Raw genomic sequence first — 23233 nt, forward strand, 5'->3', positions numbered from 1 at the left:
TTATTATGAATTTATCACAAGAAGATTGGGTTAATCAGCTGGCTGCTGACGAGAATGCAGTTATACTGGACGTAAGAACTGAGGACGAATTTAATGATGGCTATATTGAAAATGCTTTAAACATTGATATCAATAAAGGTCAGGGTTTTATTTATGAAATTGAAGAATTAGATAAAAACAAAAATTACTATGTGTATTGTCGTTCTGGAGCTAGAAGTGCCAAAGCTTGTCAGATTATGAACGAATTGGGTATCGAAAATGCCTATAATCTGCTTGGTGGTATACTAGATTGGGAAGGCGAAACCATACAACCATAAAAGAGAAGAAGAGGCAATTAAAGCCTCTTTTTTCATTATAATGCTATTAATAACCAAATAATAAACAACCAAATTATGAGTTTAATACCCGAAGAATTTGAAATTAAATCCCTTATAAATCAAGATACTTACCTTGTAAATGGAGAATTAAAACATTGGGCAGGACAAACCACACCTGTGTTTTCGACGATTTCTTCTACAGAAAAATATACGCCTACTTTATTGGGTTCTATACCATTTATGGGAGAAGCTGAAGCTGCAGAAGTAGTTAAAGCTGCAAATGCTGCTTATGATAAAGGACAGGGTTTATGGCCAACCATGAAAGTGGCTGACCGTATTAAGTGTATGGAGAATTTCGTTAAACAAATGAAAGAAACCCGCGAAGAAGTTGTGAAGTACTTGATGTGGGAAATTGGAAAATCATTGGGAGATTCTCAAAAAGAGTTTGACAGAACGGTTGAATATATTTACGATACTATAGCAAGTTACAAAGAATTAAACGGACGCAGTTCGCATTTTGAAAAAGTACAAGGTGTAAATGCAATGATTCGCCGCGGACCTCTTGGCGTTGTGTTGTGTCTTGGACCTTACAACTATCCTTTAAACGAAACTTTCTCCTTGTTGATTCCGGCTTTAATTATGGGGAATACGGTAATTTTTAAACCGGCTAAACATGGTGTTTTATGTATTTCGCCATTGTTAGAAGCTTTCAGAAGCAGTTTCCCAAAAGGCGTTATCAATATCGTTTATGGTCGCGGTCGTGAAGTAGCTTCTCCAATTATGAAATCGGGTAAAATTGATGTTTTAGCATTAATTGGAAATAGTAAATCAGCAATTGCTTTGCAAGATCAGCATCCAAATAAAAATAGACTGCGTTTGATTTTAGGTCTAGAAGCTAAAAATCCTGCTATTATTTTACCTGACGCCGATTTGGATTTGGCAATTCAAGAATGTATTACTGGAACTTTATCTTTTAACGGACAAAGGTGTACAGCATTAAAAGTTTTATATGTTCATGAATCAATTAGAGAAGAGTTTAATAAAAGATTCTCTGAAAAGGTAGATGCATTGCAATTTGGAAATCCATGGGAAAAAGGAGTGGCTTTAACACCGCTTCCAGAAACAGATAAACCACATTACATTCAAGGATTAATCGACGATGCTGTTCATAAGGGAGCTGAGATCTTGAATGAAAAAGGAGGAAAACACGCAGATAATTTTATTTTTCCAGCTGTTTTATATCCAGTAAACAGCAAAATGCGTGTGTACCATGAAGAACAGTTTGGTCCAGTAGTTCCAATTATTTCTTTTAAAGATATTAAAGAACCTTTAGAAGATATGGCTGAATCAAATTACGGACAGCAGGTAAGTTTGTTCGGAAAAGATATTAAAACTCTTGCGCCGCTTATTGATGCTTTAGTAAACTTAGTTTGCAGAGTAAACCTCAACAGTTCTTGTCAAAGAGGACCAGACGCATTCCCTTTTACAGGTCGTAAAGATTCTGCTGTGGGTACTTTAAGTATTCCAGATGCTTTACGTTCTTTCTCCATTCGTACGTTTGTCGCTTCAAAAGATATCGCTTATAACAATGAAATTCTGCAGGAATTGCTAAACAGCAAAGAATCAAATTTTATAAATACCGATTATATTTTGTAGCATCAAGGTTATATATTAATTGTAGATACCGTCCTTTTCTTTTTAGAATTGGGCGGTTTTTATTTTCAATAGATTAGATAAGAGCTAAATAGCTTTGGTACTATGTGTTTTTTAATTGTAATTTTATAAAGTTTTGTAACATTGTTTTGAAAAATGGGTCTTATATAAATCAATTTAAATTATCAAATCAAAAACCAGTTTATGAATAAAAGATTATTGCATTTTGCATTTATTGCTTTTTTGTTTTTGATGCAAACAGGCTTTGCACAAGAACTTTATATGCCTAGAAATATAAAAGAGGCTTACGAAAATGGAACTCGTTCTATGGACGGAAAGCCTGGAAAAAACTATTGGCAGAATCACGGAAAATATACAATGGATATTACTGTAGATGCTAAAACAAAACTAGTAAGCGGAACAGAAACTATTGTTTACGACAATAACAGTGATAAATCATTAGATAATCTTGTTATTCGATTTGTAAATAATCTGCATAAACCAACTTCACCCAGAGGAGGTGAGGTAAGCGATGACTTTCTTAGCAGCGGATTAACAATTACTTCTTTAAAAGTAGATAATGAAGTTTATAAAGAAGATGCCAGAAATTGGGGAACTGTGGGGAATGTAAAACTAAAAAAAGCAATCGCACCAAAATCTAAAGTTACCATTACTATCGATTGGAATTATCCTTTATCAAAAGAAAGCGGAAGAGAAGGACAAATTGACGAAACTACTTTTTTTGCAGCTTACAGCTATCCTCGAGTTTCGGTTTTTGATGATTATAATGGCTGGGACAGAATACCTCATACAGATCGTCAGGAATTTTATAACGACTTTAATGATTATACTTTTTCGGTAAAAGCGCCTAAAAATTATGTGGTTTATGCGACTGGAGATTTCTTAAATCCTGATGAGGTTTTACAGCCTGAGTTTGCCGCACGTTTGAAAAAATCATATGTGACAGATGAAATTTTGCATATAGCAAATGAGCAGGAAATGAAAAGCGGAATCGTAACGAAACAAAACGATTGGAATATTTGGAAATTTGAAGCAAACAATATTACTGATGTTTGTTTTGGTTTAAGTGATCACTATTTATGGGATGCCAGTAGTGTTTTGGTTGATAAAAAAACAAATCGCCGTGCAAGTGTTCAAGCTGCTTACAATATTACTGGAACTGATTTTGTAAATTCGGTTAAAAATAATCAGTTTGCTTTAGATTGGTTTTCAGATAATTGGCCTGGAATTCCATATCCATATTCTAAAATGACAGCTTTTCAAGGTTTTGCAGATATGGAGTACCCAATGATGTGTAACGATTCGCATATGGGTGATCCCTTATTAGCACAATTGGTTCAAGACCATGAAGTAGCGCATACTTATTTTCCGTTTTTTATGGGAATCAACGAAACGCGTTATGCTTTTATGGATGAAGGCTGGGCTACAACTTTTGAATATTTGATTAAAATTGCCGAACATGGAAAAGAAGAGGCGGATAAATTTTATAAAGGATTTAGAGTAAAAAAATACATTACCGATTTATCGACAGAAGAAGATCAGCCAATAATTTCAATGTCTACACAAGTTTCAGGTGCAGGATACGGAAACAATTCATACGGAAAAGCATCGCTATCTTATTTAGCTTTAAAGGATTTGCTTGGAGATGATTTATTTAAAAAATCGCTTCATCATTATATGGATACTTGGAACGGAAAACATCCAATTCCGTGGGACTATTTTTATTCTATGAATACTGGTTCAGGAAAAAATTTGAATTGGTTTTTCAATAACTGGTTTTTTACAAACAATTATATTGATATTTCGATAAAAGAAGTTTCAAAAAATGTTGTTACTATAACAAATTCAGGAGGTTTTGCTATTCCGTTTGATGTAAATGTGATTTATGAAGATAACACAGCAGAAACGTTTCATCAAACTCCTGCGGTTTGGGAGAAAAATCAAAAGACAGCAAGGATAACGATTAATACTAAAAAGCAAATTAAAAAAGTTACTCTAGACGGTGGCATTTTTATGGATGCAACGCCAATAAATAATAGCTGGCCCGCTAATTAATAAATAAAAACAAGTCGTCTTTTCTAAATTTAAGACGGCTTTTTTTATTCTTATGAAATCTTTATTATTCAAAATAAACAAAATCAATTATGAAAATAAGTTTACAGAATATCTTAAGGAAAAAAGAAATCGTGGTATTTGTGCTTTTTATGCTGACCAATTTTGGATTTTCTCAAAGCAAAACGAAAATTGAAATTGGAACAATTGATAGTGTTTTTTCTAAAGTTTTGAATGAGAATAGAAAAATTTGGATACATCTGCCTAGAAGTGCTCAAAAAACAGGATCTGCAAAACAAAAATATCCCGTTGTTTATCTGCTTGACGGCGATGCGCATTTTACCTCAACAGTTGGAATAATTGAGCAGTTAAGCGAGATTAACGGCAACACAAATTGTCCGGAAATGATTGTTGTGGGAATCACAAATACAAATCGAAATCGTGATTTAACTCCAACACATTCAGATGTAGATCTTCCGTTTGTGCCTAAAAATTTAAGCGAACAATCTGGCGGGGGAGAAAATTTTGCGGCATTTCTCGAAAAAGAGTTGATTCCGTACATAGATAATAAATATCCAACGGCACCTTATAAAACCTTAATAGGACATTCATTTGGAGGGTTAACGGCTATAAATATTTTAACCAATCATACTAATCTATTCAACTCGTATGCGGCTATTGATCCAAGTATGTGGTGGGATCATCAAAAATTTTTGGCAGTAACAGCAAAAAAATTAGAAACTAAGAATTTGTCGAATATTTCTCTGTTTATGGCAGCGGCTAATACAATGGATGAAAACATGAATATCGTAAAGGTAAGAAGAGATACTACCGTTTTTACGAGGCACATCAGATCGATTTTAGATTTTAATGATTTTTTAAATAAGAATAAAAAAAACAATCTTAATTATGACTACAAATATTATAACGACGACAATCATGGTTCAGTGCCTTTAATTGCAACTTACGATGCTATTCGTTTTATATTTAAATTTAATCAATTAAAACTTTCTATACCCGAGCAAATCAATTTCAACAAAACTGTTTTTACTAAAATTGAGAAACATTTTGCCGAAGTTTCAAAGCATTTAGGTTATACAGTAAGCGTACCAGAAAGCATGGTTAATACTTATGGATATCAGTCGCTTGGTAAAAAAGATATGGAATTAGCAGGATATTTATTTAAACTTAATGCTGTCAATTATCCGCAAAGCCCCAATGTTTATGATTCACTTGGAGATTTTTATGCTGCAAATGGCGAGAAAGACAATGCAATAACTAGTTATAAAAAAGTGCTCGTTTTAGATAAAAATTTTCCAGAAACAAAAGAAAAAATAGATCGACTATTGAAATAATTAATCTTTAAAACTAAACTAAAATGTCAGGAGAAAAAGATTTACAGAAACTGCTTAAAAACATGAAACCGGAACACAACTTGGGTGATTATGTTTTTTGTAAAATTGAAAAAGTTGAGAATATAAACCTAAATGAAATTGAAATGCTTTTTAAAGAGAAAGAGGCTTTTACGCTGATTCTTAAAAAAGAAAATGCCGAAAAATTAAATTTAGAATATTCTGTAGTAATGTCGTGGATAACGCTCTCTGTTCATTCCTCGCTAGAAGCAATTGGATTGACAGCAGCATTTTCTAATGCTCTTTCAGAACATGAAATAAGCTGTAATGTTGTTGCGGCGTATTATCATGATCATATTTTTATTGATAAAAAAGATACCGTAAGAGCAATGGAGATTCTAAGTTCGTTTTCAAAGTAATTTTGGAAAACTACCTTAGGATTCATTATTTTTAGGAGGTAAATATGTTAATAATGAAGAATATCATTTATAGTATGTCTTTTTATTGTTACTTTTGTAAAAAAGTAAAAAATAACTTACATCCCCAAATTAATGAAAAAATTATTACTCTTAATCGTTCTGCTTATTTCGATGAAAAACGCAGCACAAAATGATGCCAAATGTAAATTTCAAAAAAATAAGTATGAACTGGCACTTTCTTATTTGAAAAATTCAGATTACCCAAATGCATTAGATCAGTTTTCAATAGCTTCTAAGCTTAAGCCTGAAAATGAAATAGGACAAGAGTCTTTAAAAAGAATTGATACTTTAAAAGAAATTCTTAGAAGTAATATTTTAGAGAAGGCATACGGAACTTGGATCATGACAGGCGATAAACCAAGTTGGACACTTGATGCTCAAAATAGTTTTAAAAACAAAACTGTTGACGAGCTGGTAGAAATAAATCAGAATGAAATTTTATTTTTTGAACAAGATCGTAAATCAAAAGTAAAAAAGCTTGTTAAAAAAGAGAATCTGGTTTATTATAATAAAGATAAATCAGATTGTTTATTCTCTGCAATTATTTTGTCAGATGGCACAATCTGGAGCTGCTCTGTTGATGAAAAATCTAAAGTACTGCATGTTGTAAATATCGGGAATCAAAGCGAAAATGGTTTTGAGAAAATTACCGATAATAATTTAGAAAAGTATTTTTCAAAAATATAAGTCAATACTTTATTAAAGTAAAAAAAGAGAATCTAGTATTATACCGGATTCTCTTTTTTTTGTTTTATAAAAATTTAAACCCTAGTGAAAAGTTTGAAATACCAGTTTTTAAACTTGCACCAGAAGGATCAAGATCTGATATTCCTGCCAGATAGCGATAATCTAAAGTAAGTTTCCATAAATCAACGCCAACACCGCCAAGAATACTGCTGTTGTTTTTTTCGATTGCAATTAAATTAAGATTATTATTTGTTTTAATGCTCGAATAATTTTTCCAGTTGTAACCTGCAAAAATGCGAATATTCCCTAATTTTCCTAGTGGAACTATTTTAAAACCCGCAATAAGAGTGGCATCTGTTCCAGATAGTTCATAGTCAGTACTGCTGACTCCGGTTTGCGAAAGGCTGAATTTAGATTGTGTGTATCCTAGTTCTCCCTGACCATAAAAAAGCAGTAAATTTACTCTTGCAAATCCCGCAACACCCATTGCAGTTCCTGAGCTTTTTGAGCTGTAATCACTTGAAATAGGAGAAGTGATGTTGTAAGAAACCTGAGGTCCAAATTGTATCAATTGTGCAAAACTGTTCATACTAACGCATAAAAATAATGCTAAAATGAATTTTTTCATAACTGGTTTTTATTTGTTTTTAGATACTATAAAAGTAGATATTAATTAATTATACTAGAAGTTTTTTCTTTCTTTTTTTATGAGTTCTGTTGATTATTAGAATAGTACGTATTATTCTAGATGAAAGAATAGAAATTGAAAATTCATGTAAATTTGTTTCTCAAATAATCAAACAATGGAAATTAGAGAAATTACAGCTGCAGAAACTTGGGATATTAGACACAATGTAATGTGGCCAGATCAACCTTTTGAATTTGTACAGCTTGAAGAAGATAATTCAGGATTTCATTTTGGAGTTTTTACAAATAATAAATTGGTTTCTATAGTTTCTTGTTTTATAATTGAAGAAGAAATGCAGTTTCGAAAATTAGCAACTTTAGAAGAATATCAAGGAAGAGGAAGTGCTTCTCATCTTTTAAAATATATCCTGCAGTTTGCAAAAGAGAAGAATATTAAGAAAGTTTGGTGCAATGCCAGAAGTAATAAAAAAACATTTTATGAGAAATTTGGAATGAAAGATACTTTTAAAACTTTTATGAAAGCCGGACAAGAATTTACAATAATGGAAATTATATTTTAATGTATTTTTATAAGTAATTGATTTGTAGTTAACTAAATTTTTGGTTATTTGTTAAAGTAAGTTTTTTAATAAAATTCTTGAATATTAAAAGAATGAAAACGTTTTCGTCTTATATAACTGTTAAACCTTGTTAAAAATTCTTTTTTTGTTTTAATACTTTTATTACTTTCGCACCCAAATGAGAAAGTTAATAGTATTTCTAGTATTCATGAATTTGCTTCTGCTGGGCGGAGGCCAATATCTTAATGCTAATACTTTTTCTCATCATCATCTTCAACAGAAACACAGAGTTAAATTTACAAGTCAAGATCGCGGAACTTCAATAATTGAAGATGCTGATATTGATCTTGAAGAAGATCTTCTGGGGAATGATGATACCAATTTACTTACGAACAAGTTTTTTGCTGTTTCGTACAGTTTGGTAGACACTTTGTATCTGGCACTTTCAGATCAGTCTGCTGCGAATGATTCCAATCGTTTAAAAATTTCTACGCCTCTCTTTGGGCATTCAAATCCTATCTATATTACTCAACGAGTATTAAGAATTTGATTTTAAAGTATACATCGGTTACCTAGTCGTGATCTGCATATCTCGTTGATGTATATTTGTTTTTTACTTCTTCTTATATGAAAGTTAAGTTATGACTAAGGCTGGCTGATGCATTTAATCATCCAAAAGGAATTTTTATTCCAAGCATTCAATCGCTTAATTTCCAAACTAAATCATGAAAAGAATTATCTTGTTCACAGGCTTTATGGCCTTAGTGTGCTTAACTAGCTGTACATCTAAAAAAGAAGAGAAAGAAGAAGCAGAAAAATTCACGGTTACAAATCCCGTTAGAATCGACACTTCGTTTACTAAAGAATATGTTTCGCAGATTAAATCTGTTCGAAATATCGAAATCCGCGCCCAGGAAAAAGGGTTTTTACAAAACATTTATGTTGATGAAGGTCAATTTGTAAAAAAAGGGCAGTTGTTGTTTAGAATTATGCCAAATATGTATCAGGCAGAATTGCTTAAAGCGCAGGCAGAACAAAAATCAACTGAAATTGAATTACAGAATGCTAAGCTTTTAGCAGATAAAAATATCGTTTCTAAAAACGAGTTAAGTGTTGCACAGGCTAAACTGCAATCAGCAAAAGCTGAGGTTTCACTAGCAAAACTTCATTTATCATTTACAGAAATCAGAGCTCCGTTTGATGGAACTATAGATAGAATTCCTTTAAAATTAGGAAGTCTTATTGACGAAGGCGAATTATTGACAAGCCTTTCAGACAACAGTCAAATGTTTGCCTATTTCAATGTTACTGAGCCAGAATACCTTCAGTATCAAACTAACGTTAAAGACCGTGCTGATAATAAAGTAAATTTAGTTTTGGCAAATGGTGAAACATTTAAATATAAAGGAAATGTTGAGGTAATTGAAAGTGAATTTAACAATGAAACTGGAAATATCGCTTTTAGAGCAAGATTCCCAAATTCCGAAAAATTACTTAGAAATGGTGAAACAGGTCAAGTTCAAATGTTCCTGCCTCTTAAAAATGCCATAATAATTCCTCAAAAAGCTACTTACGAAATTCAGGACAAAAAATATGTCTTTGTTGTAGATAAGAATAACAAAGTGACATCAAGAGAGATTACTATTACAGGTGAAGTTCCTGATTTGTATGTTGTAAGAACTGGTCTAACTGAAAATGATAAAATCTTGCTTGAAGGAGTTCAAAAAGTAAAAGAAAATGACAAAATCAAGTATGAATTCCAATCGCCTAAAGAAGTAATAAATCATTTGCGTACAAAAGCAGAATAGGTTTAATCATTAAAAAAGATATACAATGTTTAATAAGTTTATTCAAAGACCGGTACTGTCGATAGTAATATCGCTGATAATTGTCTTTTTAGGGGTTTTGTCGGTATTGAATTTACCAATTACTCAGTTCCCTACAATTTCACCTCCAATGGTGAATGTTACTGCAGATTATCCTGGATCTAATGGTGAATTAATGGTCAAAGCGGTCGTTATTCCGCTGGAAAGAGCTCTAAATGGAGTTCCAGGAATGAAATATATGGCTTCAGATGCCGGAAATGATGGTGAAGCTACGATTAAGGTAGTATTTAATTTAGGTACAGACCCAAATCAGGCGGCGATTAACGTTCAAAACCGTGTAGCTTCAGTTACCAATAAACTACCTCCTTTAGTAATTAGAGAGGGTATTAAAATTACTCGTGAAGTACCAAGTATGTTGATGTATGTCAATCTTTACAGTACAGATAAAAATACCGACATGAAGTTCTTGTACAACTATGCCGATATTAATGTGCTTTCAGAATTAAAAAGGGTAAATGGTATTGGTGCCGGAGATATCTTAGGAACACGTGAATATGCAATGCGTATTTGGTTGAAACCAGATCGTATGTTAGCCTATAAAATTTCTGCAGATGAGATAATGGAAGCATTATCAAGTCAGAGTTTGGAGGCTTCTCCTGGAAAAACAGGCGAAAGTTCTGGTAAACGTTCTCAGGCATTTGAGTACGTATTGAAATATTCTGGGCGTTTTACAACTAAAGAACAATATGAGAACATTGTAGTAAAGGCAAATCCAAATGGAGAGCTTTTAAGATTAAAAGATGTTGCCAAAGTCGAATTTGGAAGTTCGATGTACGATATTTATTCGAATTTGAACGGAAAACCATCTGCTGCTATTGTATTAAAGCAATCTTTTGGAAGTAACGCCAATCAAGTTATTGAAGAAGTTAAAGCTAAGCTGGAAAAAATTAAAACAAGATTTCCAAAAGGAATGGATTATGAAATTTCGTATGACGTTTCTAAATTCTTAGATGCCTCTATCGAAAAAGTAATTCATACGTTGGTTGAAGCATTTATTCTGGTAGGTTTAGTCGTTTTCCTTTTCTTAGGAGACTGGCGTTCAACAGTTATTCCAGCAATTGCGGTACCTGTATCGTTAATAGGAACTTTTGTGTTCATGACATTCTTTGATATTTCATTGAATTTAATCACATTATTTGCCTTAGTATTAGCAATTGGAGTCGTCGTCGATGATGCGATTGTAGTTATTGAGGCCGTTCACGCCAAGATGGAAGAGGAACATCTTTCGGCATTTAAAGCGACTAAAAAAGCAATGCACGAGATTGCAGGAGCAATTATCGCTATTACTTTCCTTATGGCTGCGGTATTTATTCCAGTTGCATTTATGTCTGGTCCTGTTGGGATATTTTACAGACAATTCTCTGTAACTATGGCAACTGCGATTATTCTTTCGGGTATTGTGGCTTTGACATTGACGCCAGCGCTTTGTGCAATGATGTTGAAAAATAATCACGGACAGCCTAAAAAGAAAACACCAGCAAATAGATTTATTGATGCTTTCAACGAAAAATTCAATTTAGCACAAGGCAAATATCAAAATCTATTAGGTAAAATTGTCAACAGAAGAGTGGTTACTATAGTTGCACTTCTTGTTTTCTGTGCCGGAACATGGATTATAAGCAGCACCGTTCCTTCAGGATTTATTCCTAATGAAGATCAGGGAATGTTTTATGCCGTAATTCAGACACCGCCTGGTTCCTCTTTAGAAAGAACTAATAATATTGCAGAGAGAGTTCAAAAAATTGCCGAAGATATCGACGGTGTAAAATCAGTTTCGTCATTAGCAGGTTATGAGATTTTGTCTGAAGGTACAGGAGCCAACTCAGGAACGTGTTTGGTTAACTTGAAAGACTGGAGTGACAGAAAAGAATCTGTTGTTGAGATTATGCATGACATGGAGGAAAAATGTAAAGATATTGCGGGAGCTAATATCGAATTTTTCCAACCGCCTGCTGTACCAGGGTATGGTGCTGCCGGAGGATTTGAGCTTCGATTATTAGATAAAACGGGTTCTGTAGATTACAAAAAAATGGAGCAGGTAAACAATGATTTTGTTGCTGAATTGAATAAGCAGCCAGAATTATCTAACGTCTTTAGTTTTTATAGTTCTAGTTTCCCTCAATACATGATGAAAGTCGATAATGACTTGGCACAGCAAAAAGGTGTTTCTATCGAAAACGCCATGAATACCTTGTCAACACTTGTGGGAAGTAATTACGAAATCAGTTTTATCAAATTTGGTATTAACTATAAAGTTATTGTTCAGGCTTCACCAGAATATCGTGCACAGCCAGATGATATCTTAAAATTGTACGTAAAAAATAATCGTGATGAAATGGTGCCATTTTCTGCTTTTATGAAATTAGAAAAAGTGTATGGACTTTCGGAAATTACACGTCATAATATGTATACCTCAACTCAGATTAGTGGTTCTCCGGCTGCAGGTTATAGTTCTGGTACAGCGATTAAAGTAATTCAAAAAGTAGCTGCCGAAAAACTGCCAAGAGGATATGATATTGACTGGGCAGGTATCTCTGCCGATGAGGTTGCTCAAGGAAATCAAGCTATTTGGGTATTCTTAATTTGTTTAGGATTCGTTTATTTAGTATTAGCAGCTCAATATGAGAGTTTTATTCTGCCGTTGTCAGTGATTTTTTCATTACCTGCAGGTATTTTTGGAGCATTCCTTTTATTAAAACTAACAGGATTAGAGAATAATATTTATGCGCAAGTTGCCATGGTAATGCTTATTGGTTTATTAGGTAAAAATGCCGTATTGATTGTAGAGTTTGCTATACAAAGACACGCAGCAGGTAAATCAGTTTTAGACGCTGCAATGGAAGGTGCAAAAGCAAGGTTCCGCCCAATTTTGATGACCTCATTTGCATTTATTGCGGGATTATTGCCGCTTACATTAGCAACAGGTCCAGGTAGAATTGGTAACAGAACAATTGGTACTGCCGCCGCTGGTGGTATGCTTATAGGAACCATTTGCGGTGTATTTGTAATTCCGGGCTTGTATTTCATTTTTGCCAAAATTGCCGAGAAACACAAATTGGTAAAACATGAAGAAGAAAATCCATTAACAGAAGAAATTGATAACAATCATGTATAAATTCAAATCATATCAATACGGTATTGCATTAGGTATTTGTCTTACGGTTGCAGGGTGTAAAGCCCCTGCGCCTGAGGCAGCAATAACTACAAGCACGCCAGTTCCTGAGTCATTTGGAACAACAGCTTCAACTCAAGATGCAAATAATAATACAGCGGCTTTAGCTTGGAAAGATTACTTTAAAGATCAGAATCTTGTAGATTTAATTGATGTTGCACTGAAGAACAATCAAGAGTTAAATATTACTTTACAGGAAATCGAAATCGCAAAGAATGATATTCGAGTAAAAAAAGGACTTTTATTGCCAACAGTTGGTGTTCGCGCCGGAGCTGGAGTAGAAAAAGTGGGAAGATATACCAGTCAAGGTGCCGGTGATGCTTCGACAGAAATTAAACCAGGAAAAGAAATGCCGGATCCGCTTGGAGATTTTACCATTTCGGCGTATGCCAACTGGGAAGTAGATATTTGGAAAAAACTGCGTAATTCTAAAAAAGCAGCTTTAAACAGATATTTAGCTACCGTTGAAGGTAAAAACTTTGTAATTACAAACCTCATCGCTGAAGTTGCCGATTCTTATTATGAATTAATGGCTTTAGATAATCAGTTGGATATTGTAAAACAAACGATAAAATTGCAGACAAATGCTTTAGAAATTGTAAAGATTCAAAAGCAGGCGGCAAGAGCAACTGAGTTAGGAGTTAAGAAATTTGAAGCTGAGGTTTTAACTTCACAAAGTATGGAGTTTGATATTTTGCAGCAGATAAAAGAATCTGAAAACAAAATCAACTTTTTGCTGGGTAGATATCCGCAGGAAATTAAAAGAACAAGCAATACTAATTTCTTAAGTTTATTGCCGGCTGCTGTAAGTTCTGGAATTCCATCGCAATTGTTAGCAAATCGTCCAGATGTGAAGCAAGCAGAATTAGAATTGGTTGCCTCAAAATTAGATGTAAAAGTAGCTCGTGCTGAGTTTTATCCTTCTTTGGATATTACTGCGGCAATTGGAGTAAATGCGTTTAAGCCTTCTTATTTGTTTACCATGCCAGAATCGCTTTTATATTCATTGGCAGGTGATCTTGTTGCGCCTTTGATTAATAGAAATGCAATTAAAGCCGAATTTGCGAGTGCAAATGCAAGACAGCTTCAAGCGTTATACAATTATGATAGAACGGTTTTAAATGCTTACTTAGAAGTTTCAAATCAATTGTCTAAAATTCAGAATCTTCAAAAAGGTTACGATCTTAAATCAAAACAAGTAGACGCTTTAAATACTTCAATAGATGTTTCGAACGATTTGTTTAAGTCGGCAAGAGTAGATTATTTCGAAGTTTTGATGACACAGCGTGATGCACTAGAAGCTAAACTAGAATTGGTAGATACTAAAAAAGAACAATTAAATGCTGCAGTCCATGTTTACAGAGACTTGGGCGGCGGATGGAAATAATATTGCCTGTTAATTTGTAGAGAAAAAGCCTTTCGGAAGTGACGTTCTGAAAGGCTTTTTTGTTTTAAACAATAGTAACTCCTGCGTTTTTGTATGCTTTCAAAGATTCTTCTTCAGGGGAAACATTGGTTACTAAAACATTAATATCTTTAATTGGACACACAAAATACGATTCTGCAGTTCCGACTTTTTCAATAGAACTTAAGGCGATAACAAAGTTGGAGTTCTGAATCATATTTTTTTTCAGCATAGAATCATCGTATAAAATTCCCGTAATGCCCCGTTCATGATGAATACTGCAGATTCCTAAAATGAAGACGTCTGCTCTAAAATTCCGAAAGAAATCAATAGTTTCAATACTCGAAGTTGCAAAAGAAGTTTTGCACATTTTTCCTCCTGCAAAAATCAAATCAATGTTGGGCAAATCTTCAATCAATGCCGCAACAGGAAAACTATTTGTTATAACTGTTAACTTTAAATCATAAGGGAAACTAGCCACTAAGGCCAGCGAAGTTGTTCCTCCGTCTATAAATACAACCTGTCCGTCTTTTAGCAGAGGAAGCGCTTTTTCTGCAATAATCTTTTTATTCTCAAGATCGTGTTTTTCTCTATTTCTAAAGTGAAGCGGAATTGGTGACGGCGCAACTGCACCGCCTCGAACTGCTTTTAACAAACCTTGATCCGAAAGTTCTTTTACGTCTCGTCTAATTGTATCTTCGGATACATTTAAATACTCGCTAAGTTCCTGTAAAGTAACTCGATGCTCTTTTGATAAGTATTCTAAAATTACTTTTTGACGTTCTTCTTTTTTCATCGATTGCAAATTTATATTGCAAAAATAAGTTAAAAATTGCAAAGTTTTGCAATTTTTGCATAATTTTACTGCAAAATTAAAACTATGAAAAAGAAAACTATTGCCGTTGACATGGATGGCGTACTTGCCGATATAGAATCACAAATGATTGAACAATTTAATAAAGAATACGGAATGAACCTTTCGAAAGAAGGAATTCAGGGATTAAGTGAAGAAGAAGCTTTTAAAGGAAGAGAGCTTTTACACGGAATTTTAAATAAAGGTAACTTTTTTAGAAGCCTGCCTGTTATGCCGGATGCTGTTGAAAGTTTGCAGAAGCTGCAAGAGAATTTTGAAATTTTTATAGTTTCGGCTGCGACTGAATTCCCAATTTCACTTGCTGAAAAAGTAGCTTGGCTTGGCGAACATTTTCCTTTTATTAAATGGGAAAACATTGTTTTGTGCGGCAGCAAAAGAATCATCAATACAGATTATTTGATTGACGATCATAGCAAAAATTTAGATTACTGCATGGGTAAACCTATTATGTTTACGGCATTTCACAATATAAACCAAACGCATCACTTAAGAGTGAACAACTGGAAAGAAGCGGTTGCGGTTTTAAACGAAACATTATAAGCTTAAAAGGTTATAATAGTTGTTTTTTGAAGATAAAAGCCTTTCGGAAGAAATTCTGAAAGGCTTTTTATAAAACAGTACTATTTAGTTTATTTAGGTATCGATATTTTGACTTTAAACCCTTTGTCAGGCTCCGTTTCAAAATTAATAGTTCCTTTAACTGCTAGTATACGGCTTTCTACGTTTTGGAGACCATTTTTAGAAATCTTTGTTTTCTCGCAGCCTTTACCGTTGTCAGTATAGTTTATTAGAATTGATTTTGGATCATTTTCAAATTTTATTACAACCAAGCTTGCGTTGCTGTGTTTTTTCATATTCACCATTAATTCCTGTAAAACTCGGCTGATTGCGATTTTTTTTACATCATCAATACTTTCCCAGTTTATATTCTCTAAGTTAGTAGCAATGATATTTGTTGCGCTTGTATTATACATCGAAAGCATTTCTTTTATGCTTTTGGTAAAATTTATTCCAGTATCAATTTTGTTATTTTCTTTAGAAATTCCTCTTACACGTCCGTAAATATCGTCTAATTTTTGAAGCAGATTTTCTTTGGTGCTTTCGGCAGATAAAGGTTGAGACTCCGCAAAAGCAATCACATGAAATACATCGTTTGCCAATTCATCGTGGATTTTTTTAGCAATTCGGGTTTCGGTATTATAGGAAGTCTTAAATTCTATCGCTTTATTTTTATTTTTATAATAGCGTATTAAGATCGCTATTAATAGGACTAGAAAAATAAAAAGTATTACAAATCCAATTCTTAGATATTTTGCTTTTTGCAGCGCTAATTGGTTTTCTGCTTTTTCTAAACGAAGTGTTGCATTTTCATCTTTTTCCTTCTTGGCATCGTATTTAATTTTTGCAAACTTGTTTTTAAAGTTATTCCGGACTTTAATAATGCTGTCGTTTAATGAAAAATATCTTTGTACGTATTTGCTGTTTTGAGTACTGTGATTATTAGAAATTAGAATTTGGAGAGCCTCTAATCTTTCATCGACACTGTTTAGTTTTGTAGCTGCATTATAAGCGGCAAGTGCATTTTCATTTGATTTTGACGTTTCTTTTTTAGCAAAATAATCCGCAAGGTGCAGATAACTTTCAATACTTCCGTAAGTATCCTTAACTTTGTTTCTTAACTGGAGAGCTTCATTCATTAAATCGAGTCCTTTTTCAGTCATTCCTTTTTTAAAATGGGCATAGCCTAAATTGTCAATAATTATGGACAGCTTAACAGCTTCGGTTTTCTCATTTAAAACTTTTTTTCTTAAAAGAAATTCCAAAAGAGCAATTGCTTTGTCATATTTTTTTTGATGAATATAAACAACTGCAATATTATTTAAAGCCATTTGTTTTCCAATAGGACTTGGACATCTATTAGCCGCTTCTTTGTAGTAAAGAATGGCATCATCATAAAGAGAAAGTTCTTTGTCAGCAATACCTAATCTATTATTTATTTCAGCTAGATATTGGTTGTTCTTTTTAACAAAAGGTAACGCTTCGGTTACGGTCTCCTTACTGCCATAATAATCTCCATTGACTTGTTGAATAACAGCTATTTGAATGAGTATATACCCGATATTGGCACTGTCTTTTAAAGTTTCATAAAGTTGCTTGGATTTGTTAAACTCGTAAAAGGAGGTATTGAAGTTTTGTTTTCCGTAATTTTCAATTGCTTTATTTCGTAAGCTAAGAGCCTCTTTTTCTATAGTTTCAACATTAGTATTAAGAGGTTTTTTTTCCTGACAGGAAAAAAGAAAAAGAAGTATAATAAAATAAAAAAACGGGGACCGCAACATATAAGTTTACTTTCCCCGAAAATAGTAATTTATTAGATACTAAAAATATATTTTTATTAAGGTTTTGGTGGTGTTGTCCCTGTTCCTCCATCACCAGGACCATCAGCCTCATCAGGAGGAAGATCTTCGCCAGGTCCTGCAGCAAAGCCATCTTTTTTTTCTGTTTTTTTAGTTGGCTGTGTTTCGTACTCATCTGGAGTACAAGAAAATATAGTGAACAATAACGCAAAAGCGATAAATAGTATAAATTTTTTCATTTTGATTTATTTTTAGAAATTAGACATAGGTAGGGCCGTCTGGAGTTGATCCAGAATTTTTTAAGGCAGTACCATATAGGTTTTGGGAAGTAAAGTGTGGAGAACAGTAAGACGTTGTTTATACTTCCCGAATAAACTTGGTCTTACAGTTTTTCACGCTGTAATTAGAACTAGTTTTTAATATTGTTTTAGTCTGCAGACAAAACTTGAACTAATTTCTTGGTGCAAAGTAAAGGCGCTTTAAAGCCTTTATTGGCAAGGGATTCCCAGAATTCCCGCGTATTCCTGAGATTCCCGAGAATTCCCAGAAAAAAGTATAGAAAGTCTAGTTTAAATTATTAAATGGTATTTAAGTTCAAATAAATCTATAATATTATAGATGCAAAAAGTCCGATAAAAGTTGGTTTCGAACGATTAAAAAATGCAGAAATAATATAGAGTTGAAGCAAAAATTGAAAATGAGGATAAGAGTTTACTTGTAGAAGTCAAAAATAATGGCATATAAAAAAATATTTTGGTGAATAATAAAAATGAGGCGTCGAAAGAACATTCCCAAAAGGGAAATCTTTTCTAAATTGTACGTTTATATTTTCTAGAAAAATGAATCAGAAAATATATCCGAGAAAAAAAAATTAAGGTTGAAAAGGGAGCAATCGCTGAGCTATTTTCCGCAAGTTTGAACTTTGTGCAGAAGAAAGATTAGGCAGCATATTTTCTAAAGGAAATCGAAAAGCATTTTGAAGAGTAAAATGCGTAAAAATGTAATTTTTTAAAGGGTAAATAAGGCGTGTAAATTGTTTGTTTTTTGGCATATATGATCTGTTATTTATACTATAAAGATAAGAAAAAATAATCAGTAAACCTAATAAAAACCAGTAAAATAAGTGATTTTTTTTGCTTTTTCAGCGATAATTTTTCTGGATTTTTCCCTTTTAGCAATTTTCTTTTTCAAAGAAGTAAAACTCGTTTTTATAGCGGATCGATTGTCATAAAATTATTTATATTTATAAAATAATAATAGAGATTTTAATTTCTAGTCTCTCTTAATTTAAAAACATCTTTTTATGAAAAAGCTTCTATTAGTATTAATTGTGTTATGCATGTTTGGTTGTAAAAAATATGTTGTTTCGTTCGAACAACCTACGAATAGTAAACTTGATAACGTAAAGCTGGAAATATTTCTGGATAAAGAGAAAGTTCAGGAAATTAACTTAAAAGCGGCAAGCGGAATTCCGGGTTATGAAACGGTAGAACTGCCAATATCAGAAGAAGGGAAACATTTGCTTCAGATTAAAGCAAAAGATACAACTTTTAGTTATGATATAAAATATCCCGAAGAGCAATATATTAGAGTAGTATCGCATTTAAAAGCGAATGGTAAGCTTCATGTTGGAATCTTAAAAAGGCAATACAATTTTTAGATTAGATCAATCGTTGAATTTGTTTAAAATAGAAAAAGCCTTTCGCAATTTAATTGTGAAAGGCTTTTTCTATTTTCGAACATGAGGTTTACGACAAAAAATCTTTAAACCATAAACCTGAGTTTTTAATGGTTCGTTTTTGAGTATTAAAATCCACATGAATTAATCCAAAGCGGGCATTGTAACCTTCAGCCCATTCGAAGTTATCTGTTAAACTCCAGACAAAGTAGCCTTCGACATTTAAGCCTTCTTCTTTTGCTTTTAAGATTTGTTCTAAATGATCTTGAATATAATGCGTTCGTTTAATATCAAAAACTTTTCCGTTAGTGACCGTATCGGCAAAAGCAGCGCCATTTTCGGTAATAATTATTTTTTTGATGCCTTTGTATTCATTAAACTTTTTTAGAACATGATACAATGCAGGCGGATAAACTTCCCAACCCATTTCGGTTGAAATGACATTTCGTTTATCTGCGCTTACTAATTCTGCACCAATGTAAGGAATCAATAAAGACGATTTTACAACTTCGCGCGTGTAACATTGAAGACCAATAAAATCAAAATGAAAATCGAGATTGTTTAAATCATCTTCCAGAATATAATTATTGAGTTTTTTAAGCACTGGAAGATCTTTCTGCGGATAACCAAGTCCTAAAATGGGCTCTATGAAAGTTCTGTTCAGTAAAGTATCTACACGTTTCGCGGCTTCAATATCTTTAGCATTTTGTGTAGCAGGTTCGATATGAGTACAGGAAAAAGTAGTTCCAATATTTGCGTCAGGAATTGCATTTCGCAATACTTTTGCACCTTTAGCAGTTGCGAGTGTTACGTGATGCATGGCTTTTAGGTAATTAGAAATTCCTTTTTTCCCTGGTGCGTGAATACCTAAAAAATATCCAGCTCCAGTAAACACTGAGGGTTCGTTGATAACCATCCAGTTTTTTACACGATCTCCAAAATAATGAGCGCAAACAGCCGCATAATCAGAAAACCAAGTAACAGATTCTCGGTTCGTCCAGCCTCCTTTTACTTCTAAAGCATGTGGTAAATCCCAGTGATAAAGCGTAATCCAAGGTTCGATTCCAGATTCAAGCAGCGAATCTATAATTTTATTGTAATAGTCAATTCCAGCTTGGTTTACAGGATGAACACCAGTGGGCATGATTCTGGGCCACGAAATAGAAAACCTAAAATTAGGAATGTTTAATTCACGAATTAAATCAATATCTGTTTGGTACGAATTATAGAAATCGCAAGCGGTTATGGCATGATGATCGTTTTTTATTTTTCCTTTTTGAGAAGTAAAAACGTCCCAAATAGAAGAACCTTTTCCGTCAGCATCGTGTGCGCCTTCAATTTGGAAAGCGGCGGTAGAAACACCCCACAAGAAATCTTCACCAAATTGGTTTTTGTTTAGAAATGAGTTTTCAACTTTATTCATTCAATCGGATTTTCCTTTATTTAAAGTCTATTTATTAATGAAGGAAAGAGGACTGCATCGCTCTTAAAAAAAGCCATTCTTTGAATGAAACTAGAAAATTTAGATTAAAGAATTTCATGATATTTAGTTTTGATCAAATTAATAAAACTAATGTGAATTTATTGTAAAGTGATTATTATCAAATGATTAAATTGTATTTAGCTCTTTTTTTGCAGTCTGTTTTTTTTGTTTTTGAAAACATAACTAAAATGCGATTTATGTAAATCATTCTTATAATCGTGAAACTTTTTGTAAGTATATACTTTTAATTTAGTCACTATAACTTTAAACGAAAAGTCGACATGAAAAATAGAAAAATAATATTCGCATTAGCCTTAAGTTTTGGAATGTTCGCTGTCTCTTGCAGCAGTGATGATAATGAAGGAGAAACAATAATTCCGATACAAGGAAAATATAACTTAAGCAAAACGGGAAAAATTGTTGGTGGAGAGGAAGTATTAATTGATGCTCCAGAAAATGCAGCAGGATGTACTAGAGATTATTTAGAACTTAGATTAAGTAATACAGCAGTTATAGGCGATTATGAAGGTACTGAATGCACCTTAACAGAAACTAGCGGAACTTATGTACGATCTCATAATGATTTAACAATTACTATTGGTAATTTAAGTACAACCAGCGACATTATGAACCTTACTAATAAGGAACTAAAATTGAAGGATAAAACTACTGGTGAAATAACGGTTTATACCAGATAACATCACTTATTTTGAATTTGAATAAAAACGGAAATGACTTTTAAGATATTTCCGTTTTTATTTTTATAACGATGCTTTATTTTTTTTCTAAGCATTCTAGGCAATTTTGTAATAAAATTTTCGTTTTAGCATTTAGATTACACCTTTTGGTAATTAAAAACTCCCTTTATTTTCGACCCTTTCAGTACACAATTACTGTGTAAAGTGTTTACATGTGTAAAAAAAATACACACTTCATTTTTGTATCCTAATTTGTAACATCTTAAAATTCAGCTAAAAGCCATTATGGCACGCGGCTTGTAAATTGGGTACATGTCAATCTTTTATAAAAAATAAATTTTAGCGCTTATTTAAGTAAATGCACAAAATCAATATCATTTTAATAAAAGCCAATAAACAGAATTAATACAACAAATAAGACATGGAAAGTGAATCAATTATTTCAAAGCAATTTTATGCTGGCAGCGATATAAGCAAAGACGCACAAATAAGCACTTCAATTTTTACAAGCAACAATACTAAAACAAAAAAACATATAGAACGCCCTGCAAGTCCTTTTGGATTTATGGTTCTTGTGGGGACTTTTTTATTAATGCTTACTGGAGCTTTTTTCGTATTTCAGTTTCAACCTGATTTTGATCAGCTTCATTTTGAAAGAATAAATTCGACTGGCGGACTTATATTTTTAGGAATCACCGTATTTCTATTTGTCTTTAAAGGCGGTATATTTCTTTATAATTTATTTCTGTACTTGAAATACAAACCAGTAGAATCAGTATCTGATGAGTTATTACCAACTTGTACGGTAATTGTGCCTGCATACAACGAAGGTAAATTGGTTTACGATACTTTGATGAGTTTAGCCAATAGTGATTTTCCTGAGCATAAATTGCAGCTTTTGGCAATTGACGACGGAAGCAAAGATGATACTTGGTATTGGATTCAACAAGCAAAAGTAAAATTAGGTGATCGTGTAGCCATTTTTCAACAGCCTAAAAATCAAGGAAAACGTCATGCACTTTACCGTGGTTTTAATTTGGGAACAGGGGAGATTTTTGTTACTGTCGACAGTGATTCGATTGTTAAAAAAGATACTTTAAGAAATTTAGTAAGTCCGTTTGTTACCAATGAAAAATGTGGTGCAGTTGCTGGAAATGTTCAGGTTTTGAATAATAAAAAAGCAATTTTGCCTAAAATGCTGAATGTGAGTTTTGTAATGAGTTTTGAGTTTATGCGTTCTGCCGAAAGTATGCTGGGTTCTGTTCTTTGCACACCGGGAGCTTTGGCTGCATATCGCAGTACGGCAGTTTTTGAATGTCTGCCAGAATGGATTGAGCAAACTTTTATGGGACAACCGTCGGACATTGGCGAAGACCGCGCTATGACAAACATGATTTTAAAACAAGGAAAACATGTATTGTTTCAACGAAATGCCATTGTACTTACAAATGTTCCAGAAGATTATACAGGTTTATATAAAATGTTCATAAGATGGGGCAGAAGTAATGTTCGTGAAAATATTATGATGCTGAAATATGTTTTTAAAGATTTTAGAAAAGAATCTAAATTTGGAGCCAGATTATTGTGTACAGATCAAACATTGCGAATCATTATGACCTATCCGTTTTTGATTTTTATGTTTTATTTTATAGCAACGCATCCTTTATTGTTTATCAGTGCAACGCTTTTAGGAATATTGATTGTGTCAAGCTTTTCAATGTTGTTCTATGCAAAAAGATATTCTTTGGCGGAATCATTTTGGGCTTATTCATACAGCGTTTTTTATACCTTCGGATTATTTTGGATCGCTCCATATTCTATAATTACCGCTCGTAAAAAAGGATGGCTTACCAGAGGTTAATATTTTCCACAAACTACTATTTATATTTAATTCTGAAAACTCCTGTCTAC

20 protein-coding genes are annotated in these 23233 nt (G+C 33.0%); 15 read left to right on the forward strand and 5 right to left on the reverse strand.

Features of this window, described 5'->3' with window-relative positions; genetic code table 11:
• The first annotated feature begins 5 nt into the window (after positions 1–5).
• From BOW57_RS00965 to BOW57_RS00990, 6 genes are all read left to right on the forward strand, one after another.
• Positions 6–317 carry a rhodanese-like domain-containing protein gene (locus BOW57_RS00965; protein ID WP_129052714.1) on the forward strand — a complete coding sequence of 104 codons (312 nt, stop codon included), beginning with the start codon at positions 6–8 and terminating at the stop codon, positions 315–317.
• Between the two features lie 75 nt (positions 318–392).
• Positions 393–1973: an NADP-dependent glyceraldehyde-3-phosphate dehydrogenase gene (locus BOW57_RS00970; protein WP_129052715.1), complete on the forward strand. Its 1581-nt coding sequence runs from the start codon at positions 393–395 to the stop codon at positions 1971–1973.
• A gap of 201 nt (positions 1974–2174) precedes the next feature.
• A complete protein-coding gene (locus tag BOW57_RS00975) occupies positions 2175–4046 on the forward strand; it encodes a M1 family metallopeptidase (protein WP_129052716.1) in 1872 nt (623 codons plus the stop codon).
• 89 nt (positions 4047–4135) lie between these two features.
• Positions 4136–5398 carry an alpha/beta hydrolase-fold protein gene (locus BOW57_RS00980; protein WP_129052717.1) on the forward strand — a complete coding sequence of 421 codons (1263 nt, stop codon included), beginning with the start codon at positions 4136–4138 and terminating at the stop codon, positions 5396–5398.
• Positions 5399–5421: 23 nt separating this feature from the next.
• Positions 5422–5814: an ACT domain-containing protein gene (locus BOW57_RS00985; RefSeq protein WP_089058598.1), complete on the forward strand. Its 393-nt coding sequence runs from the start codon at positions 5422–5424 to the stop codon at positions 5812–5814.
• A 132-nt stretch (positions 5815–5946) separates the two neighbouring features.
• Complete coding sequence (locus tag BOW57_RS00990) at positions 5947–6561, forward strand: hypothetical protein (RefSeq protein WP_129052718.1); 615 nt, start codon at positions 5947–5949, stop codon at positions 6559–6561.
• 64 nt (positions 6562–6625) lie between these two features.
• Here BOW57_RS00990 and BOW57_RS00995 read toward each other — a convergent pair whose 3' ends face one another.
• Positions 6626–7189, reverse strand: a complete 564-nt coding sequence (locus BOW57_RS00995) for an outer membrane beta-barrel protein (RefSeq protein ID WP_129052719.1) — start codon at positions 7187–7189, stop codon at positions 6626–6628.
• Between the two features lie 175 nt (positions 7190–7364).
• Here BOW57_RS00995 and BOW57_RS01000 point away from each other — a divergent pair, with 175 nt between their 5' ends.
• The 5 genes from BOW57_RS01000 to BOW57_RS01020 all read left to right on the forward strand — a co-directional run bounded on the left by BOW57_RS01000 (position 7365) and on the right by BOW57_RS01020 (position 14214).
• Entirely contained in the window at positions 7365–7769 is a 405-nt protein-coding gene (locus tag BOW57_RS01000) for a GNAT family N-acetyltransferase (RefSeq protein ID WP_129052720.1), read from the forward strand.
• 178 nt (positions 7770–7947) lie between these two features.
• Positions 7948–8319 (forward strand): hypothetical protein, encoded by a 372-nt coding sequence (locus BOW57_RS01005; RefSeq protein WP_089053024.1) that lies wholly within the window; start codon positions 7948–7950, stop codon positions 8317–8319.
• 175 nt (positions 8320–8494) lie between these two features.
• Positions 8495–9577, forward strand: coding sequence for an efflux RND transporter periplasmic adaptor subunit (locus BOW57_RS01010; RefSeq protein ID WP_129052721.1), 1083 nt, complete (start codon positions 8495–8497; stop codon positions 9575–9577).
• A gap of 25 nt (positions 9578–9602) precedes the next feature.
• Positions 9603–12770 carry an efflux RND transporter permease subunit gene (locus BOW57_RS01015; protein ID WP_129052722.1) on the forward strand — a complete coding sequence of 1056 codons (3168 nt, stop codon included), beginning with the start codon at positions 9603–9605 and terminating at the stop codon, positions 12768–12770.
• Positions 12763–14214: a TolC family protein gene (locus BOW57_RS01020; RefSeq protein ID WP_129052723.1), complete on the forward strand. Its 1452-nt coding sequence runs from the start codon at positions 12763–12765 to the stop codon at positions 14212–14214. The genes BOW57_RS01015 and BOW57_RS01020 overlap by 8 nt, the downstream gene beginning before the upstream one ends.
• Before the next feature lie 64 nt (positions 14215–14278).
• On the opposite strand, the gene BOW57_RS01025 is transcribed toward BOW57_RS01020, so the two are convergent.
• Positions 14279–15028, reverse strand: coding sequence for a DeoR/GlpR family DNA-binding transcription regulator (locus BOW57_RS01025; RefSeq protein WP_089053032.1), 750 nt, complete (start codon positions 15026–15028; stop codon positions 14279–14281).
• An 84-nt stretch (positions 15029–15112) separates the two neighbouring features.
• Between BOW57_RS01025 and BOW57_RS01030 the strand changes: the two genes are divergently transcribed.
• Complete coding sequence (locus BOW57_RS01030; RefSeq protein WP_089053033.1) at positions 15113–15646, forward strand: 5'(3')-deoxyribonucleotidase; 534 nt, start codon at positions 15113–15115, stop codon at positions 15644–15646.
• An 89-nt stretch (positions 15647–15735) separates the two neighbouring features.
• Here the strand turns inward: BOW57_RS01030 and BOW57_RS01035 are convergent, their stop codons facing one another.
• The gene (locus tag BOW57_RS01035; protein WP_129052724.1) at positions 15736–17445 is read right to left on the reverse strand and encodes a tetratricopeptide repeat-containing sensor histidine kinase; all 1710 of its coding nucleotides are present in this window, start codon (positions 17443–17445) and stop codon (positions 15736–15738) included.
• Between the two features lie 56 nt (positions 17446–17501).
• On the reverse strand, positions 17502–17702 hold the full coding sequence (locus tag BOW57_RS01040; protein ID WP_089053035.1) for a hypothetical protein: 201 nt from the start codon (positions 17700–17702) through the stop codon (positions 17502–17504).
• A 1064-nt stretch (positions 17703–18766) separates the two neighbouring features.
• On the opposite strand from BOW57_RS01040, the gene BOW57_RS01045 reads away from it, so the two are divergent.
• Positions 18767–19123, forward strand: a complete 357-nt coding sequence (locus BOW57_RS01045; RefSeq protein ID WP_129052725.1) for a hypothetical protein — start codon at positions 18767–18769, stop codon at positions 19121–19123.
• Between the two features lie 88 nt (positions 19124–19211).
• On the opposite strand, the gene BOW57_RS01050 is transcribed toward BOW57_RS01045, so the two are convergent.
• A complete protein-coding gene (locus BOW57_RS01050) occupies positions 19212–20564 on the reverse strand; it encodes a GH1 family beta-glucosidase (protein WP_129052726.1) in 1353 nt (450 codons plus the stop codon).
• A gap of 341 nt (positions 20565–20905) precedes the next feature.
• On the opposite strand from BOW57_RS01050, the gene BOW57_RS01055 reads away from it, so the two are divergent.
• Both BOW57_RS01055 and BOW57_RS01060 read left to right on the forward strand, forming a co-directional pair.
• A complete protein-coding gene (locus tag BOW57_RS01055; protein ID WP_129052727.1) occupies positions 20906–21322 on the forward strand; it encodes a lipocalin family protein in 417 nt (138 codons plus the stop codon).
• Positions 21323–21743: 421 nt separating this feature from the next.
• A complete protein-coding gene (locus BOW57_RS01060) occupies positions 21744–23183 on the forward strand; it encodes a glycosyltransferase family 2 protein (protein ID WP_129052728.1) in 1440 nt (479 codons plus the stop codon).
• Positions 23184–23233 lie beyond the last annotated feature (50 nt).

Source organism: Flavobacterium sp. YO64 (assembly GCF_004119505.1).
GTDB classification, from domain to species: domain Bacteria; phylum Bacteroidota; class Bacteroidia; order Flavobacteriales; family Flavobacteriaceae; genus Flavobacterium; species Flavobacterium oncorhynchi.

Bases quoted from the DNA above. Each gene is read 5' to 3' on its own strand.
- BOW57_RS00965 (WP_129052714.1), top strand. From the start codon at position 6: ATGAATTTATCACAAGAAGATTGGGTTAATCAGCTGGCTGCTGACGAG.
- BOW57_RS00970 (WP_129052715.1), top strand. From the start codon at position 393: ATGAGTTTAATACCCGAAGAATTTGAAATTAAATCCCTTATAAATCAA.
- BOW57_RS00975 (WP_129052716.1), top strand. From the start codon at position 2,175: ATGAATAAAAGATTATTGCATTTTGCATTTATTGCTTTTTTGTTTTTG.
- BOW57_RS00980 (WP_129052717.1), top strand. From the start codon at position 4,136: ATGAAAATAAGTTTACAGAATATCTTAAGGAAAAAAGAAATCGTGGTA.
- BOW57_RS00985 (WP_089058598.1), top strand. From the start codon at position 5,422: ATGTCAGGAGAAAAAGATTTACAGAAACTGCTTAAAAACATGAAACCG.
- BOW57_RS00990 (WP_129052718.1), top strand. From the start codon at position 5,947: ATGAAAAAATTATTACTCTTAATCGTTCTGCTTATTTCGATGAAAAAC.
- BOW57_RS00995 (WP_129052719.1), bottom strand. From the start codon at position 7,189: ATGAAAAAATTCATTTTAGCATTATTTTTATGCGTTAGTATGAACAGT.
- BOW57_RS01000 (WP_129052720.1), top strand. From the start codon at position 7,365: ATGGAAATTAGAGAAATTACAGCTGCAGAAACTTGGGATATTAGACAC.
- BOW57_RS01005 (WP_089053024.1), top strand. From the start codon at position 7,948: ATGAGAAAGTTAATAGTATTTCTAGTATTCATGAATTTGCTTCTGCTG.
- BOW57_RS01010 (WP_129052721.1), top strand. From the start codon at position 8,495: ATGAAAAGAATTATCTTGTTCACAGGCTTTATGGCCTTAGTGTGCTTA.
- BOW57_RS01015 (WP_129052722.1), top strand. From the start codon at position 9,603: ATGTTTAATAAGTTTATTCAAAGACCGGTACTGTCGATAGTAATATCG.
- BOW57_RS01020 (WP_129052723.1), top strand. From the start codon at position 12,763: ATGTATAAATTCAAATCATATCAATACGGTATTGCATTAGGTATTTGT.
- BOW57_RS01025 (WP_089053032.1), bottom strand. From the start codon at position 15,028: ATGAAAAAAGAAGAACGTCAAAAAGTAATTTTAGAATACTTATCAAAA.
- BOW57_RS01030 (WP_089053033.1), top strand. From the start codon at position 15,113: ATGAAAAAGAAAACTATTGCCGTTGACATGGATGGCGTACTTGCCGAT.
- BOW57_RS01035 (WP_129052724.1), bottom strand. From the start codon at position 17,445: ATGTTGCGGTCCCCGTTTTTTTATTTTATTATACTTCTTTTTCTTTTT.
- BOW57_RS01040 (WP_089053035.1), bottom strand. From the start codon at position 17,702: ATGAAAAAATTTATACTATTTATCGCTTTTGCGTTATTGTTCACTATA.
- BOW57_RS01045 (WP_129052725.1), top strand. From the start codon at position 18,767: ATGAAAAAGCTTCTATTAGTATTAATTGTGTTATGCATGTTTGGTTGT.
- BOW57_RS01050 (WP_129052726.1), bottom strand. From the start codon at position 20,564: ATGAATAAAGTTGAAAACTCATTTCTAAACAAAAACCAATTTGGTGAA.
- BOW57_RS01055 (WP_129052727.1), top strand. From the start codon at position 20,906: ATGAAAAATAGAAAAATAATATTCGCATTAGCCTTAAGTTTTGGAATG.
- BOW57_RS01060 (WP_129052728.1), top strand. From the start codon at position 21,744: ATGGAAAGTGAATCAATTATTTCAAAGCAATTTTATGCTGGCAGCGAT.